Annotated in this window: 2 protein-coding genes; both read right to left on the bottom strand. The window is 74.6% G+C overall.

The genetic code is table 11. From position 1 onward, the window contains the following. Positions 1 to 3: 3 nt before the first annotated feature. Positions 4 to 873 (bottom strand): proline iminopeptidase-family hydrolase, encoded by an 870-nt coding sequence (locus E1287_RS13810; protein ID WP_243718972.1) that lies wholly within the window; start codon positions 871 to 873, stop codon positions 4 to 6. 169 nt (positions 874 to 1,042) lie between these two features. After that, a complete protein-coding gene (locus tag E1287_RS45600; RefSeq protein ID WP_131965321.1) occupies positions 1,043 to 17,566 on the bottom strand; it encodes a type I polyketide synthase in 16,524 nt (5,507 codons plus the stop codon). Between the last annotated feature and the right edge of the window lie 2 nt (positions 17,567 to 17,568).

Raw genomic sequence — 17,568 nt, 5'->3', positions numbered from 1 at the left:
TTCTCAGCCCCCGATCTCGTCCAGGAATCCGGTCATGACGCGGATGAAGCGGTCGGGCTCCTCCAGGTGGGGCGAGTGGCTCGACTCCTCGAACAGCTCCCAGCGGACATCCGGGATCAGGTCGGCGAACGGGCGGACGGTCGCGGGCGTCGCCTCGTCGTGGCGGCCGGAGATCACCAGGGTCGGGGCCGCGATGCCGGCGAGGCCGTCCTCGACCGACCAGTCGCGCAGGGTGCCGACGACGTGGAACTCGCTGGGGCCGTTCATGACGCCGTAGACGGTCGGGTCGTTCTGGATCTCCATGAATGTCGCCGTCAATTCGCGCGGCCACGGCCGTACGCGGCAAAGGTGCCGGTCATAGAAAACGGTCATCGCCTCGAGGTATTCGTCGCTTTCGGTGGTGCCCGCCTCCTCGTGGCGGCGGAGTGTCGCGTCGACGCCGTCGGGAAGCCGGTCCCGCAATTCCTTCATCGCCTTCCGCCACCGCGGATACGAGGCGGGAGAATTGGCGATGACGAGGCCGCGGAGCCCTTCCGGACGTGTCGCGGCGTGCGCGGCGCAGAGCATTCCTCCCCAGGACTGCCCGAACAGGACGTAGTCGTCGGCGATGCCGAGCCGGGTCAGCAGATTGTCGAGTTCGTCGAGGAACAGCCGGACCGTCCAGAAGTCCGCGCCGCGGTCCGGCAGGTGGGTGGAGCCTCCGTTGCCGATCTGGTCGTAGTGGACGACGGGCCGGCCGCGGTCGGCGAGCCCGGCGAGACCCAGCAGGTAGTCGTGGGTGCTTCCGGGTCCGCCGTGCACGACGACGAGCGCCGGCCCCGTGCCCAACTCCCCCGTGACGCGATACCAGGTCTCATATTCGCCGAATGGCACGGTTCCTTTGACACTGGGCGCCAATGACATCTCCACCACCTCGATCAGCTCGGATCACGCCGCCGCGTCGGCATACTCCCGTCGCGGTTGGATCGGCGATCAGGGCACTGAAAACGACGGTAGTAGAGGGGCCACTCCCAGAAACCCCCTGTAAGTCCTCCGGGACCCCCTATCCCGGCGCGGTGAGCCACTCCCGAATGATCTGCGCGGTGGCCTCCGCGTGGTCCTGGATGAGCGTGAAGTGGTTTGCGGGGACCGTCCGGAGCGTGTGCGCGTCGTCCCAGGGCGCCGCGAGCATGTCGCCGGCCTCGGGGTCGTTCTCGGGTACGGGTATGAACGCCTCGGTGGCCTGGACGAACAGGACCGGGGCGGAGAGGGGGGCGGGCGCGAAGTGGAGGAGCAGCTTGGCGTAGTACCCCATCCCGGACAGCCGGGCGCTGTCGAACCGGCCGAACGCCGGTTCCATCTCCAGCAGGGCCAGGGCCAGCGGCTTCTGCCCGGCGCTCATCGCCGTGTCGCCGACGCGGTAGGTGTCCAGCATGATGAGGCCGTCGGGCCCGGCGCCCGCCTTCTCCAGGTGGCGGGCCGCCATGTGCGCGATGAGCCCGCCGGAGGAGTAGCCGAGCAGGATGAACGGCTCCCCCTCCGCGGCCCGCAGGACGCTCTCCGCGACCGCCTCGGTCATGACGGCCGCCGTCTCGGGCAGGCTCTCGCCCGGCGCGAACCCGGGCAGCGGCAGCGCGGACACGTGCCGCTCCCCCTGGAAGTGGGAGACCAGCCGCGCGTGCTGGTGGACGCCGCCCACGGCCATCGGCGTCGAGACGCAGATCAGGCGGGGGCGCGCGGGCCCGTCCGCCAGCTTCACCGGCGCCAGGGGCGGCGCCGCGTCGGCGGTGCGGAACCTGGGCCTGGTGTCCGCTACCGCATGGAGCATCAGGAACCCCTTCACGACGTTGTCGGAGAGGACGGCCGACCGGAAGAGGTCGCTCAGCGTGTCGCCGCCGTCCGCCGCGCCCGTGCCGCCTGTGCCGTCCGCGCCGTCACCGGACTCCGCCGGAAGCGTCGCGCCGTCAGGGTCGGCGTCCGCGTGGCCGCCCATTTCCGCGGCGAGGCGGGCCCGGACGTGCCGGGCCAGCTCGGCGGGGTTCTTGGCGTCGAACACGGCCATCGCGGGCAGCCGCAGCCCGGTGGCCGCGTTGAGCCCCTTCCGCAGCTCCATCGCGGTCAGCGAGTCGAAGCCCGCTTCGAGGAAGTCGCGCTCGGGGTCGACGGCCTCGGGGCCGCTGTGCCCGAGCACCCCGGCCGCGTAGGCGAGGACGAGGTCCCGAAGCTCGCGTTCCTGCTGCTCCTCCGGGAGCCCGGCGAGGCGCTCGCGCAGCGACTCGGCGTCCGCCCGCGCCCCCGACGCGCTGCGCCGGGACCGCGGCAGGAGCCCGCGGAACAGGTGCGGCGGCTCGGGCACGGCGGCGAGGGCCCTGAGGTCGAGCTTGATCGGGACGAGTGCGGCCTCGTCCAGCGCGGCCGCCGTGTCGAGCAGCGAGAGCCCCTGACCGGGCGGCAGCGCGTCCACACCGGACCTGGCGATCCGCTGGCGTTCGCTGTCGTCGAGCTGCCCGGCCATGCCGCTGTCGTCGGCGGCCCACAGCCCCCAGGCGAGCGATTGCGCGGGCAGGCCCTCGGCCCTGCGGTGGTGGGCCAGGGCGTCCAGGAACGCGTTGGCCGCCGCGTAATTGCCCTGGCCTGGCGTGCCCAGAACACCGGCCGCCGACGAGAACAGCACGAACGCCGACAGCTCCATGTCCCGGGTCAGCTCGTGCAGGTTCCAGGCGGCATCGACCTTCGGGCGTAGGACGGTGTCCACATGCTGCGGTGTGAGCGACGAGATCATGCCGTCGTCCAGCACCCCGGCCGCGTGCACCACACCCGACAGGCGGCGGCCCTCCAGAAGCCTTGCCAGCGCCTCACGGTCGGCCACGTCACACGCGGCCACCTCCACTTCTGCGCCCAGCGCTTCCAACTCCGCCGCCAATTCCGCCGCGCCCGGCGCGTCCGCGCCACGACGGCTGGTCAACAGCAACCGCCGCACACCACGTTCGGCCACCAGATGCCGCGCCACCACACCGCCCAGCGCACCCAAAGCACCCGTCACCAAGATCGCGCCATCAGCGGAAGCGTCCTCGGCGGAAGCGTCTTCGGTCTCTTCGAGCGGTTCAGGCTGGCCCGCCGGGACGCGCGCCAGCCTCGCCGTGTGGAACTCGCCGTCCCGCAGCGCGACCTGAGGTTCGCCCGAGGACGCGAGGACGGCGAGGACCTCGTCGAGTCCGGCGGCGGGCTCGGGGACGTCCGCCAGGACGATCCGGCCGGGGTCCTCCGACTGCGCGGACCGGACCAGGCCCCACACCGCCGCGCCCGCGAGGTCGGTGACCTCGCCTGCGCCGGTCACGGCCACCGCGCCGGAGGTGACGACGGCCAGCCGGGACGCGGCGAACCGCTCCTCCTCCAGCCACGGCCGCAGCACGTCCAGGACGCGGTGGACGGCGGGCCGCACGGCGGCCGCGTCCCGCCCGCCCGTGACGCGCAGCACCACGATCTCCGGGACCGCGGCGTCCGCGACCAGCGCGTCCCATTCCGCCCACTCGGGCGGAGCCGCGGCGGCCGGGCCCGGCGCGGGCAGCGGGGCCCAGTCCAGCCGGAACAGCGAGTCGTGGAACCGCGATCCGGCGGCGGCCGCCAGCCGGTCGGCCGGGACGGCCCGCAGCACGAGCGCGTCCACGGACGCGACGGCGTGTCCGGTGACGTCGGCGAACCGGAGGGACACCGCGCCGTTCTCGGCGGGCGCCACCCGAACTCGCAGCGCTGACGCGCCCGACGCGAACAGCTCCACGCCCGACCATGCGAACGGCAGCAGGATCCCGTCGCCGGACACCCCGGTCAGCGCGATCGCGTGCAGGCCCGCGTCCAGCAGAGCGGGGTGCAGGCCGTAGCCGTCGACGTCCATGTCCTCGGGCAGCGCGACCTCGGCGAACACCTCGTCGCCGCGCCGCCACGCCGCCGTCAGCCCCTGGAAGGCCGGACCGTACTCCAGCCCGGCGACGGCGAGACCGTCGTACAGGTCGGTGACGTCCACGGGTTCGGCATCGGCCGGGGGCCACTGCGCGGGCGAGGGCTCGGGTTCGGGGCCCGCGGGGGTGAGGACGCCGGCGGCGTGGCGGGTCCACGGCTCGTCCGCGTCCGGCCGCGAGTACACCGACACCGGCCGTTCGCCCGAGTCGCCCTCGGCGCCGACGACGACCTGGACGCGGACGCCGCCGTCCTCGGGCAGCACCAGCGGCGCCTCCAGCGCCAGCTCCTCGACGCGGCCGCAGCCGGCCTGGTCGCCCGCGCGGATCGCCAGCTCCACGAAGCCCGCGCCGGGGAACAGCACGACACCGCCGGCGGCGTGGTCGGCGAGCCACGGCTGCGCGGCCGCCGACAGCCTGCCCGTGAGCGTCACGCCGCCCGAATCGGGCGCGGCGAGCGCGGCGCCGAGCAGCGGATGGTCGGGCGCGTCCAGGCCGAGGGACGTCGCGTCGCCGGTCCCGGCCGGGGCGTCGGCCCAGTAGCGGCGGCGCTGGAACGCATACGTCGGCAGCTTCACGACCCGGCCGGACCGCCCGCCACCGTCCAGCACGGCGTTCCAGTCGACGTCGACGCCGCCGGCGAACGCCTCGGCGACCGATGCCAGCAGCCGCCCGAGGCCGCCCTCGCCGCGGCGGAGCGAGCCGACCGCGACGGCGTTCGCGCCGGCCGCGTCCAGGGTCTCGCCGAGGCCCACCAGCAGGCCGGGGTGCGGGCTCGCCTCGACGAACGCGCCGAACCCGTCGGCGAGCAGCGCGCGGGTCGCGTCCTCGAAGCGGACGGTGTTGCGCAGGTTGGCGTACCAGTACTCGGCGTCCAGGGTCGCGGTGTCCACGGGCCCGCCGGTGACCGTGGAGTAGAAGCCCGTCTTCACCGAGCGCGGGGACAGCCCGTCCAGCTCCGCGAGGATCCGGTCGCGGATGCCCTCGACGAACATCGAGTGCGACGCGTAGTCCACGGGGATGACCCGGACGCGGACGCCGTCCCCGTCCAGCGCCGCCCGCAGTTCCTCCAGCGCGCCGACGTCGCCGGACACGACGACCGAACCCGGCCCGTTCACCACGGCCAGCTCCAGCCGGCCGCCGTAGTCTTCGAGCAGGGCGGTGACGCGGTCGGCCGGCGCCGCCACCGACAGCATGCCGCCCTTGCCCGCCAAGCCCTCGCCGATGATGCGGCTGCGGACCGCGACGACGCGTGCGCCGTCGTCCAGGGACAGGGCCCCGGCCACGCACGCCGCGGCGATCTCGCCCTGGGAGTGGCCCACGACGGCCTCCGCACGCACGCCGAACCCGCGCCACGCCTCGGCCAGCGCGACCATCACCGCCCACAGCACGGGCTGGACGACGTCCACCCGTTCCAGCGGCGTGCCGTCGCCGCGGAGGACGTCGAACAGATCCCAGTCGATGTAGGGGCGCAGCGCGTCGGCGCACTCCGCCAGCCGTGCCGCGAAGACCGGCGACGTTTCGAGCAGTTCCACGGCCATGCCCGCCCACTGCGATCCCTGCCCGGGGAACACGAACGCCGTGCGCGCCACGCCGCGGGCGACGCCGCGTACCACCGCGCCGGACTCCCGCCCGGCGGCCAGGTCGGCGAGCGCGCCGAGCGCGGACTCGCGGTCCTCGGCGAGCACGACGGCGCGATGCGCGAAAACGGCCCGGGACGTGACGAGGGCGTGCGCGACGTCCAGCGCGCCGAGCTCGTCGTCGGCCCGGACGAAGGCGGCCAGCCGCTCCGCCTGACCCGCCACCGCGTCGGCGGTCTTCGCGGACACCACCCACGGGACGACGCCCGGCGCGCCGGTGCCGACGCCGTCGCCGTCCTCGTTCGCGGGCGTATCCGGCGCAGGGGCCGGGGGCTCTTCCAGGATCACGTGCGCGTTCGTCCCGCTGATCCCGAACGACGACACCCCGGCGCGGCGCGGACGCCCGTTCGCCGGCCAGTCCCGCGCCTCGGTCAGCAGCCGGACGCCGCCCGCCGACCAGTCCACGTGCGGGGTCGGCTCGTCCACGTGCAGCGTCTTCGGCAGGACGCCGTGGCGCATCGCCTCGACCATCTTGATGATCCCGGCCACCCCGGCGGCGGCCTGCGTGTGGCCCATGTTGGACTTGACGGATCCCAGCCACAGCGGGCGCTCTTCCGGACGGTCCTTCCCGTACGTCGCGAGCAGCGCCTGCGCCTCGATCGGGTCGCCGAGCGTGGTGCCGGTGCCGTGCGCCTCGACCGCGTCCACGTCGTCCAGGCCCAGCCCGGCGTTCGCGAGGGCCTGCCGGATCACGCGCCGCTGCGACGGGCCGTTCGGCGCGGTCAGCCCGTTGGACGCGCCGTCCTGGTTGATCGCACTGCCCCGGACGACCGCCAGCACCGGGTGACCGTTGCGGCGGGCGTCCGCCAGCCGCTCGACGAGCAGCATCCCGGCGCCCTCGCCCCAGCCGGTGCCGTCGGCCGCCGCCGCGAACGACTTGCTGCGCCCGTCGCCCGCCAGGCCGCGCTGGCGGCTGAACTCCACGAACGTCCCGGGCGTCGCCATCACCGTCACGCCGCCCGCCAGCGCCAGCGAGCACTCGCCCGACCGCAGCGCCTGGACGGCCAGGTGCAGCGCGACGAGCGACGACGAGCACGCCGTGTCGACCGAGACGGCCGGGCCCTCCAGCCCGAGCGTGTAGGAGACGCGGCCCGACGCGATGCTTCCCGCGTTGGCCCCGCCCGCGTAGTCGTGGTACATCACCCCGGCGAACACGCCGGTGGCGCTCCCCCGAAGCGCGGACGGGTCGATGCCGGCGTCCTCGAACGCCTCCCAGGACGTCTCCAGCAGCAGCCGCTGCTGCGGATCGGTCTCCTCCGCCTCACGCGGCGAGATGCCGAAGAACTCGGCGTCGAAGTCCGCCGCGTCGTAGAGGAACCCGCCCTCGGCCGCATACGTCTTGCCCGGTTTGCCGGGCTCGGGGTCGTAGAGGCCGTCGACGTCCCAGCCGCGGTCGCGGGGGAACGGCGCCACCGCGTCGACGCCCGCCGACACCAGGCGCCACAGGTCGTCCGGCCGGGAGACGCCGCCGGGGTAGCGGCACGCCATCCCGATGATCGCGATCGGGTCGTCGCCCGCCGCCGCGCCGGCCGCCGCGGGGAGCGCGGCGTCGTCGTCCGCGCCGAGGACCTCGCCCTCGATGTGGCGGGCCACGGCGCGCGCGTTCGGATGGTCGAAGACCAGGGTGGCCGGCAGGCGCAGCCCGGTCGCCGCGTTGAGGAGGTTGCGCAGCTCCACCGCCGACAGCGACGTGAAGCCCAGCTCGCTGAACGCCCGGTCCGGTTCGATGGACGCGGTGCCGTCGTGACCGAGGACCGCGGCGACCTGCGCGCGCACCAGGTCGAGCAGGACGCGTTCGCGATCCGGGCCGTCCAGCCCGGCCAGCCGGCGGCGCAGCGACGACGCGCCACCGCCCCGCGCCGCCTGCCGGGCGGGAGTCCGGACCAGGCCGCGCAGCATCGGCGGCAGCAGGCCCGAACCCGCGAACGACCGCATCAGCGCCAGGTCAAGCCGGACCGGCACGAGCACGGCCGTGTCTGTGTCTGCGCGGATTGTGTCGTCGAAGAGTGCGAGGCCCTCGTCCGGTGCGAGCGGCGGCATGCCGGAGCGCCGGAGCCGCTCGGCGTCCGCGTCGTCCAGGCGGCCCGCCATCCCGCCCGTCCCGCTCCACGGCCCCCACGCCAGCGACGTGGCGGCGAGCCCTCGCGCGCGGCGGTGCGCGGCCAGCGCGTCCAGGAACGCGTTGGCCGCCGCGTAGTTCCCCTGCCCCGCGCCGCCGAGCGTCCCGGCGACGGACGAGAACAGCACGAACGCCGACAGATCCATGTCTTGGGTCAGCTCGTGCAGGTGCCACGCGGCGTCTGCCTTGGGCCGTAGGACGGTGTCCATCCGCTCGGGCGTCAGGGACGAGATCACGCCGTCGTCAAGCACCCCGGCCGCGTGGATCACGCCGGTGAGCGGGTGCTCGTCCGGGATCCGTGCGAGAAGCCCGGCGACCGCGTCGCGGTCCGCCGCATCGCACGCGGCGACCTCGGCGTCCGCGCCCGCCGCCGCGAGCTCCGCGCGCAGCTCCGCCGCGCCCGGGGCGTCCAGGCCGCGGCGGCTGGTCAGCAGCAGGCGCCGGACGCCGTGCGCCGCCACCAGATGCCGCGCCACCAGCGCGCCGAGCCCGCCCGTGCCACCGGTGATCAGGACCGTCCCGTCCGCCGTCCATGGTCCAGTGCCGGGGCGGGGGCCGGTGGCGCGGGCCAGGCGCGGGACGCGGGCCTGTCCGGCCCGCACCGCGAGTTCCGGCTCGTCCGCCCGCAGCACGGCAGGCAGGAGGCCGGACGGCGGCTCGTCCTCGTCCAGGTCCAGGAGGACGAAACGGTCCGGGTTCTCTGTCTGCGCGGTGCGGATCAGGCCCCGCACGGAGGCGGCGGCGAGATCGTCCGGGCCGTCGTCCGCGCCGGCGGCGACCGCGCCGCGCGTGACCACCACCAGCCGGGACGAGCCGAACCGCGCATCGGCCAGCCAGGTCCGCACGACGCCCAGGGCCTCGTGCGCGGCCGAACGGACGGCGTCCGGGACATTGCCCGACCGCCGCGCGCACGACCACACCACCACGTCCGGGATCGGATGCCCGGTCCCGGCCGCCTCGGCCAGCGCGGCGAGGTCGGGGAAATGCGCGGTCGCGGCGTCGAGACCGAGCCGGTCCGGGCCGTCCGCGCCGACGACGGCCCAGCCGTCCCCGGCATCGGACGTGCCGGCTCCGGACGTGCCGGCTCCGGACGCGCCGTCCAGCGGATGCGGTGTCCATGTCACCTGGAACAGCGAGTCGGCGCCCGGCCCGTCCGCGGCACCGAGTTCCCCCGCCGGCACCGGCCGCGTCACCAGCGAGTCCACGGACAGCACCGTGCCGCCGGACTCGTCCGCCAGCATCATGGCCACACCGCCGTCACCGGCCGGCGTGACGTGGACGCGAACCGACGAGGCGCCGGAGGCCAGCAGCCTCACCCCGCTCCACTCGAAGGGGAGGACCGCCTCCTGGCCGTCGTCGCCGCTGATGAGCATCACGTGCATCGCGGCGTCCAGCAGCGCCGGGTGGACGCCGAACCCACCGGCCTCGGCCCGGACCTCGTCCGGGAGTGCGACCTCGGCGAACAGCTCGTCCCCGAGCCGCCACGCCGCCCGAAGCCCCTGGAACACCGGACCGTAGCCGAACCCGCGCGCGGAGAGGTCGTCGTAGACGTTGTCGACGTCCACGGCGGTCGCGCCGGCGGGCGGCCATGCCGCGAGGTCGGACGCTTCGGCCTCCGGTGCCGGGCCGGCGGCGGCGAGGACGCCGTCGGCGTTGCGCGTCCACGGAAGGTCGTCCGGGGCGTCGGCGCGGCGGGAGTAGACGCTCACCGGACGAGCGCCGTCCTCATCCGCGGCGCCCACCACGACCTGGACGTCGACACCGCCGTGCTCGGGCAGCGTCAACGGCGCCAGCAGCGTCAGCCGCTCCAGCACGTCGCAGCCGACCTGGTCCCCGGCCCGGACGGCCAGTTCCACGAACGCCGTCCCGGGCAGCAGCGTGTTGCCGAGCACCTCGTGGTCGGCGAGCCACGGCTGCGCGCCCGCCGACAGGCGGCCGGTCAGCGCCACGCCGTCGGAGTCCGGCAGCGCGACGGCCGCGCCCAGCAGCGGATGCTCCGCGGCGACCTGGCCGAGCATCGACACGTCGCCCGAGACCGCCGGGGCGTCCAGCCAGTAGCGGCGCCGCTGGAAGGCGTAGGTCGGGAGGTCCACCCGTCGCGCGTTCCGTCCCGCGAAGATCGCGGTCCAGTCCACGGCTGCGCCGTGCGCGTGGATCGCGCCGAGTGCCGCGAACACCTCCGGCTCCTCCGCCCGGTCCCGGCGCAACACCGGGACGAGCACGGCCTCGGCCGGGTCGGCGACGCAGCTCTGCGCCATCGCCGTCAGGACGCCGTCCGGCCCGACTTCAACGAACCGCGTCACGCCCTCGGACTCCAGCCGCGCGACGGCGTCGGCGAACCGGACCGCCTCCCGCACATGCCGCACCCAGTACTCGGGCGACGTCAGCTCCGCCGCCGCGACGCGGCCGGTGAGACCCGACACGATCGGCACGGACGGAGTCGCGTAGGCGAGCCCTTCCGCGACGGCGCGGAAGTCGTCGAGGATCGGGTCCATGAGGGGCGAATGGAAGGCGTGCGAGACCCGGAGGCGGGTCGTCCTGCGCCCCTGAGCCTCGAAAGTGGCCTGGATCTCCGCGACCGCGTCCTCCGCTCCGGAGATCACGGCCGACCGGGGCCCGTTCAGCGCGGCGATCGCCACGCGGGGCTCGGCGTCCAGCAGCGATGTCAGCTCGTCCTCGGCGGCTTCGACGGCCGCCATCGCACCACCCGCGGGGAGCGCCTGCATCAGGCGTCCGCGCGCTGCCACCAGCGTCGCCGCGTCCCGCAGCGACCACACTCCCGCGACGTGCGCGGCGGTGATCTCGCCGATGGAGTGACCGGCCAGGAAGTCGGGACGGACGCCCCAGGATTCGAGGAGCCGGAACAGCGCCACCTCGACGGCGAACAGCCCGGCCTGCGTGAACACCGTCTGATCGATCAGCTCGGCGTCCGACCAGATCACGTCGCGGAGCGGACGGTCCAGGTGCTCGTCCAGCGCCGCGCACACGTCGTCGAAGGCGTCCGCGAAGGGCTGGAACGCCGCGTAAAGCTCGCGGCCCATGCCGAGCCGCTGCGCGCCCTGACCGGAGAACAGGAACGCCGTCGAGCCGGTGGAGACGGTTCCGGTGGGCACGTCCGGACGGGACTCGCCCGCCGCGACCGCCGCCAGCCCGCGCAGCCCCGAGGCCCGGTCACCCGCCACCACAACCGCACGATGGTCGAGGACGGCGCGCGAGGTCGCGAGCGTGAAGCCCACGTCCAGTGGCGTCAGCTCCGGACGCTCCACCAGGTACGCGTGCAGCTTCTCCGCTTGTCCCCGCAGGCCCTCGGCGGACTTGCCGGACACGACCCAGGGCACAACACCGGACTCCTCGCCGGACTCCGCGACGTCGTCTACCGCCTCGGGTTCTTCGATGATGACGTGCGCGTTGGTGCCGCTGATCCCGAAGGACGAGATCCCGGCACGGCGCGGATGCCCGTTGACCGGCCACTCCCGCACTTCGGTCAGCAGCTCTACGTCCCCGGCCGACCAGTCGACGTGCGGGGTCGGCTCGTCAATGTGCAGGGTTTTGGGGAGGACGCCGTGGCGCATCGCCTCGACCATCTTGATGATCCCCGCCACCCCGGCGGCGGCCTGCGTGTGGCCGATGTTCGACTTGATCGACCCCAGCCACAGCGGACGTCCCTCTGCACGGTTCTGCCCGTAGGTCGCCAATACCGCTTGCGCTTCGATCGGGTCGCCCAGCGTGGTGCCAGTGCCGTGCGCTTCGACCGCGTCCACATCGCCCGTGGTCAGGCCGGCGGTGGCGAGCGCCTGGCCGATCACCCGCCGCTGCGACGGCCCGTTCGGCGCGGTCAGGCCATTGGACGCACCGTCCTGGTTGACCGCACTGCCCCGCACGATCGCCAACACTTGATGACCATTGCGCTGGGCGTCCGACAGCCGCTCCACCAGCAACATCCCGGCACCCTCGCCCCAGGACGTGCCGTCCGCCGAGGCCGCAAACGATTTGGCCCGGCCGTCTGGGGCCAGGCCGCGCTGGCGGCTGAACTCCACGAATGTCTCAGGGGTGGCCATCACCGCGACGCCACCGGCCAGCGCCAGCGAGCATTCGCCCGAGCGCAGCGCTTGGACGGCCCAATGCAGCGCGACCAGCGATGATGAGCAGGCGGTGTCAACGGTGACCGCCGGGCCTTCCAGGCCGAGGGTGTAGGAGATACGGCCCGACGCCACCGAACCCGTGCTGTTGTTGTAGGCGTAGTCGTGATACATCATCCCGGCGAACACACCCGTCGCACTGCCACGCAGAGACGTCGGATCGATACCCGCCCGCTCAAGCGCCTCCCACGACACCTCCAACAGCAACCGCTGCTGCGGATCCATCAGCCAGGCCTCGTTGGGGCTGATGCCGAAGAAGTCCGCGTCGAAGTCGGCCGCGTCGTCCAGGAAGCCGCCCTGGTTCACGTAGCTCTTGCCCGGACGGCCGGGCTCGGGGTCGTACAGCCCGGCCAGGTTCCAGCCGCGGTCGGACGGAAGACCGGAGACGCCGTCCACGCCTCCGGCGACGAGCCGCCACAGGTCGTCGGGGGTGGCGACGCCGCCGGGGTAGCGGCACGCCATCCCGACGATCGCGATCGGGTCGTCGTCGACCGGCACCCGGACGGCCACGGCCGGAACCGCGCCGGACGGGTCGCCGCCGGACAGCTCGTCGAGGAGGTGCCCGGCAAGGACGTCCGGGGTCGGGTGGTCGAAGACGAGCGTCGCGGGAAGCCGCAGGCCCGTCGCCTGGTTCAGCCGGTTGCGCAGCTCGACGGCCGACAGCGAGTCCACGCCGAGGTCCCGGAACGCGCGGACGGCGTCAATGGCGCGCGGCCCGTCGAAGCCGAGGGCCAGCGCGGTCTGGTTCCGGACGATGTCCACCAGCACGGGGCGCCGGTCCGCCTCCGGCAGCGCCGCGAGCCGGTCCCGCAGCGCGGCACCGGCCCCGGCTGAGGACGCGGCCCGGCGGCGGGCGCGCCCGCCCACCAGGTCGCGCAGCACGGGCGGCAGGTCGTCGCCGGCGCCCGCGAGCGCCTTGACGTCCAGCCCGATCGGCACGAGCAGCGGCTCCGCGGACCGGGACGCGGCGTCGAAGAGCGCGAGGCCCTCGTCGGCGGGCAGCGCCCGGACGCCCGAGCGGGCCATGCGGCGGACGTCGCCGCCGTCCAGCGCGCCGGTCATGGCGCTGCCGTCCGCCGCCCACAGGCCCCACGCCAGCGACTGCGCGGGCAGGCCGCGCGCCGTGCGGTAGGCGGCGAGGCCGTCCAGGAAGGCGTTCGCGGCGGCGTAGTTGGCCTGGCCCGGCGTGCCGAGGACACCGGCGGCCGAGGAGAACAGGACGAACGCGGACAGGCTCATGTCGCGGGTGAGCTCGTGCAGGTTCCAGGCCGCGTCCGCCTTGGGCCGCAGGACGGCGTCCACGCGTTCGGGGGTGAGCGCGGTGAACGTCGCGTCGTCCAGGACTCCGGCGGCGTGGATCACGCCGGTCAGTGGGCGGTCCGCGGGCAGGCCGCCGAGCAGCCGCGCCAGCGCGTCGCGGTCGGCCGCGTCGCAGGCGGCCACCGTGACGTCGGCGCCGAGCCCGCGCAGGTCGGCGGCCAGGTCCGCGGCGCCGGGCGCGTCCATGCCGCGGCGGCTGGTCAGCAGCAGCCGCCGCACGCCGCGCTCGGTGACCAGGTGCCGGGCGAGCAGCGCGCCGAGGCCGCCGGTCCCGCCGGTGATCAGTACGGTTCCGGCGCCGTCCAGCACCGGGGCGGTGGACGCCGTCCCGGTAACGCCCGGGTCGGACGGGTCGGGGTGGGCCGGGACGCGGGCCAGGCGGAGCACGTGCCCGCGCCCGTCCCGGAGCGCCACCTGCGGCTCGCCCGCCGCCGCGGCGGCCGCGACGGCGGCGGGCCGGTCGGCGGGGTCGTCGGAGTCCACGAGGACGATCCGGTCCGGGTGCTCCGCCTGGGCGGACCGCAGCAGGCCCCACACCGCCGCGCCCGCGAGGTCGGACAGGTCGTCGCCGGTCACCGCGACCGCGCCGCTCGTCAGCACCAGGAGGCGCGAGGCGGCGTACCGGTCGCCGTCCAGCCATGAGCGCGTCACGTCGAGCACCCGGTGCACGGCGTCGCGGACGTCGCGGACGTCGCGGGCCGTCCCGCCGTCGACGGGCAGCACGACCGTCTCCGGAACGTCGGCGGCGTCGTCGTCATCCAGGTCGTTCCACAGCGCCCACGACGGGACGGCGGGCTCGTCGGCCGGGACGGGGGTCCAGTTCGGCCGGTAGAGCGAGTCGTGATGGCCGGACGCCCCGCTCGTGAACCGCTCGGCCTGGACGGGCCGCGACACGAGCGAGCCGGCGCTCAGCACCGGGCGGCCGGACTCGTCGGCGAGCAGGATCGTCATCCCGTCCGCGCCGGCGGGCGTCAGCCGCGCCCGGACGGACGTGGCGCCCGACGCGTGCAGCCGCACCCCGTTCCACGCGAACGGCAGCACCATCCCGCCGTCGTGGTGCGCGCCGTCCGAGGCGACCAGCCCGGCGTGGAGCACCGCGTCCAGCAGCGCCGGGTGGACGCCGAAGCCGTCCTCCTGGTCCTGTTCGGGCAGTGCGATCTCGGCGAACAGCTCGTCGCCGCGCCGCCACACCGCGCGAAGGCCCTGGAACAGCGGGCCGTAGCCGTAGCCCGCGTCTGCCAGCCGCTCGTACGCGCCGTCCACCGGCACCGGCGCGGTGCCCTCTGGCGGCCACGCGGCCAGGTCGAACGCCGGTTCCGGGGCGTCGTCCGCGAGCACACCGGTGGCGTGCCGGACCCACATCCGGTCATCCGCCCTGGAGTGGACGCCCACAACCCGGCGGCCCTCGTCGTCGGCGGCCTCCACGACCACCTGGACGGCGATGTCGCCGTGTTCGGGCAGGACGAGCGGCGCCTGCAGGGTCAGTTCCTCCAGCGTCCCGCAGCCGAGCAGGTCGCCCGCGTGGATCGCGAGGTCGACGAACGCGGTTCCGGGCAGCACCACGCTGCCCAGCATCCGGTGGTCGGCGAGCCACGGCTGCGAGTCGACCGACAGCCGCCCCGTCAGCACCGCGCCGCCCGCGTCCGGGAGCACGACCGCGGCGCCGAGCAGCGGATGCTCCACCGGGCCGAGGCCGAGGGCCGCCGCGTCGGCCGCGCCCGGCCGGTCCACCAGCCAGAACCGCTCGCGCTGGAACGCGTAGGTCGGCAGGTCCACCCGGCGGGCGCCGCGTCCCGCCAGGAGCGCGGACCAGTCGACGTCGGCGCCGGTCGCGTGCAGCGCGCCGATCGCGGACAGCAGCGTCGCGGCCTCGGGGGCGTCGGCCTTCAGCGCGGGCACGGCGGCGATGCCGTCCGGCGCGGTCAGCGCGGCCTGCGCCAGGGCGGTCAGCACTCCGCCCGGGCCGAGTTCGACGAACCGTGTCGCGCCTTCGTCCTCCAGGTGCCGGACGGCGTCGGCGAACCGCACCGCGTGCCGGACGTGCCGCACCCAGTAGTCCGGTGCGGCGAGCTCCTCAGGCGTCGCGGTCCGGCCGGTGAGGTCGGACACGACGGGAATCGCGGGCGGGCTGTAGGCGACGCTCTCCGCCACCCGGCGGAACTCGTCGAGCATCGGTTCCATCAGCGGCGAGTGGAACGCGTGCGAGACGCGCAGCCGGGTCGTCTTGCGGCCCCGCGCGGCGAACTCGTCGACGATGCGGGCCACGGCGCTCTCGGCTCCGGAGACGACGACCGAGTCCGGGCCGTTCACGGCGGCGATGTCGATCGCGGCGGCGTCCAGCAGCGGCGTCACCTCGTCCTCGGACGCCTGGACCGCGGTCATCGCACCGCCTGCCGGGAGCGCCTGCATCAGCCGTCCGCGTGCGGCGACGAGGGTGGCGGCGTCCTCCAGCGACCAGAGTCCCGCGACGTGCGCGGCCGCGAGCTCGCCGATCGAATGACCGGCCAGCAGGTCGGGACGGACGCCCCAGGATTCGAGGAGCCGGAACAGCGCCACCTCGACCGCGAACAGCCCGGCCTGGGTGTAGGCCGTCCGGTCGAGCAGCTCGGCGTCGGACCAGACGACCTGCCGCAGCGGTGTGTCCAGATGCTTGTCGAATTCCGCGCAGGCGGCGTCGAAGGCGTCCGCGAACTCCGGGAACGCCTCGTGCAGCTCGCGGCCCATTCCCACGCGCTGGGCGCCCTGCCCGGAGAACAGGAACGCGGTCAGGCCGGGAGCGGCGACTCCCCGCGCGATGTCGCGGCCGGGTGCGCCTTCGGCGAGCGCGTCCAGGTCCGCCAGGAGGGCGTCGCGGTCCGCGCCCACGACCACCGCGCGGTGTTCGAGGACGGCGCGTGTCGTGGCCAGGGAGAACGCCACGTCCAGGGGGTCGAGCTCCGCGCGGTCCCGGAGGAACGACGCCAGCCGCCGGGCCTGTGCGCGCAGCCCGTCCTCGCCGCGTGCGGACAGCGCCCACGGCACGGCGGGCAGCGGCTGCGGCTGCGGCTCGGCCGACCGCTCGGACTCGGGCTCGGCCTCGGGTTCTTCGATGATGACGTGGGCGTTGGTGCCGCTGATCCCGAAGGACGAGATCCCGGCGCGGCGCGGATGCCCGTCCACCGGCCATTCGCGCGCCTCGGTCAGCAGCTCTACGTCCCCGGCCGACCAGTCGACGTGCGGGGTCGGGTCATCTATGTGCAGGGTCTTGGGCAGGACGCCGTGGCGCATCGCCTCGACCATCTTGATGATCCCGGCCACGCCTGCGGCGGCCTGTGTGTGGCCGATGTTCGACTTGATCGACCCCAGCCACAGCGGACGCTCCTCGGGACGGTCCCGGCCGTAGGTCGCGAGGAGCGCCTGCGCCTCGATCGGGTCGCCCAGGGCCGTGCCGGTGCCGTGCGCTTCCACCGCGTCGACCTGATCGGCGGCCAGCCGTGCGTTCGCCAGGGCCTGGCCGATCACCCGCCGCTGCGACGGCCCGTTCGGCGCGGTCAGGCCATTGGACGCGCCGTCCTGGTTGACCGCGCTGCCCCGCACGATCGCCAACACGCGGTGACCGTTGCGCTGGGCGTCCGACAACCGCTCCACCAGCAACATCCCGGCGCCCTCACCCCAGGACGTGCCATCTGCCGAAGCCGCGAACGACTTGGCCCGGCCGTCCGGGGCCAGGCCGCGCTGGCGGCTGAACTCGATGAACGCGTCCGGCGTCGCCATCACCGCGACACCACCGGCGAGGGCCAGCGAGCACTCCCCTGCCCGAAGCGCCTGAACCGCCAGATGCAAAGCGACCAGGGATGAGGAACACGCCGTGTCGACCGTGACCGCCGGGCCTTCCAGGCCGAGGGTGTAGGAGATCCGGCCCGACGCCACCGAACCCGTGCTGTTGTTGTAGGCGTAGTCGTGGTACATCATCCCGGCGAACACACCGGTCGCACTGCCACGCAGGGACGTGGGGTCGATGCCCGCACGTTCGAGCGCTTCCCAGGAAACCTCCAGCAGCAACCGCTGCTGCGGGTCCATCATGAACGCCTCGTTCGGGCCGACCCCGAAGAAGCCGGGATCGAAACCGGCCGCATCGTGCAGGAACCCGCCCCGGTCCACGTAGCTCTTGCCCGGACGGCCCGGTTCCGGGTCATACAGGTCCGAGGCCCAGCCGCGGTCGGACGGGAAGCCCGACAGCGCGTCCACGCCGTCCGCGACCAGGGTCCAGAGGTCCTCGGGCGAGGTGACGCCGCCGGGGTAGCGGCACGCCATGCCCACGATCGCGATCGGCTCGCGCAGCTCGGCCGTGAGCTTGCGGTGCCGCGCCCGCAAGCGTTCGGTCTCCTTCAGCGACGCCCGAAGTGCCGTCAGGAGTTTTTCGTCGGTTTCAGGCATCG

The sequence above is a fragment of the Actinomadura sp. KC06 genome, assembly GCF_004348735.1.
In the GTDB taxonomy this organism is placed as follows: domain Bacteria; phylum Actinomycetota; class Actinomycetes; order Streptosporangiales; family Streptosporangiaceae; genus Spirillospora.
The sequence above is the reverse complement of the archived record's forward strand: the minus strand, read 5'-3'. Positions and strand labels throughout refer to the sequence as shown.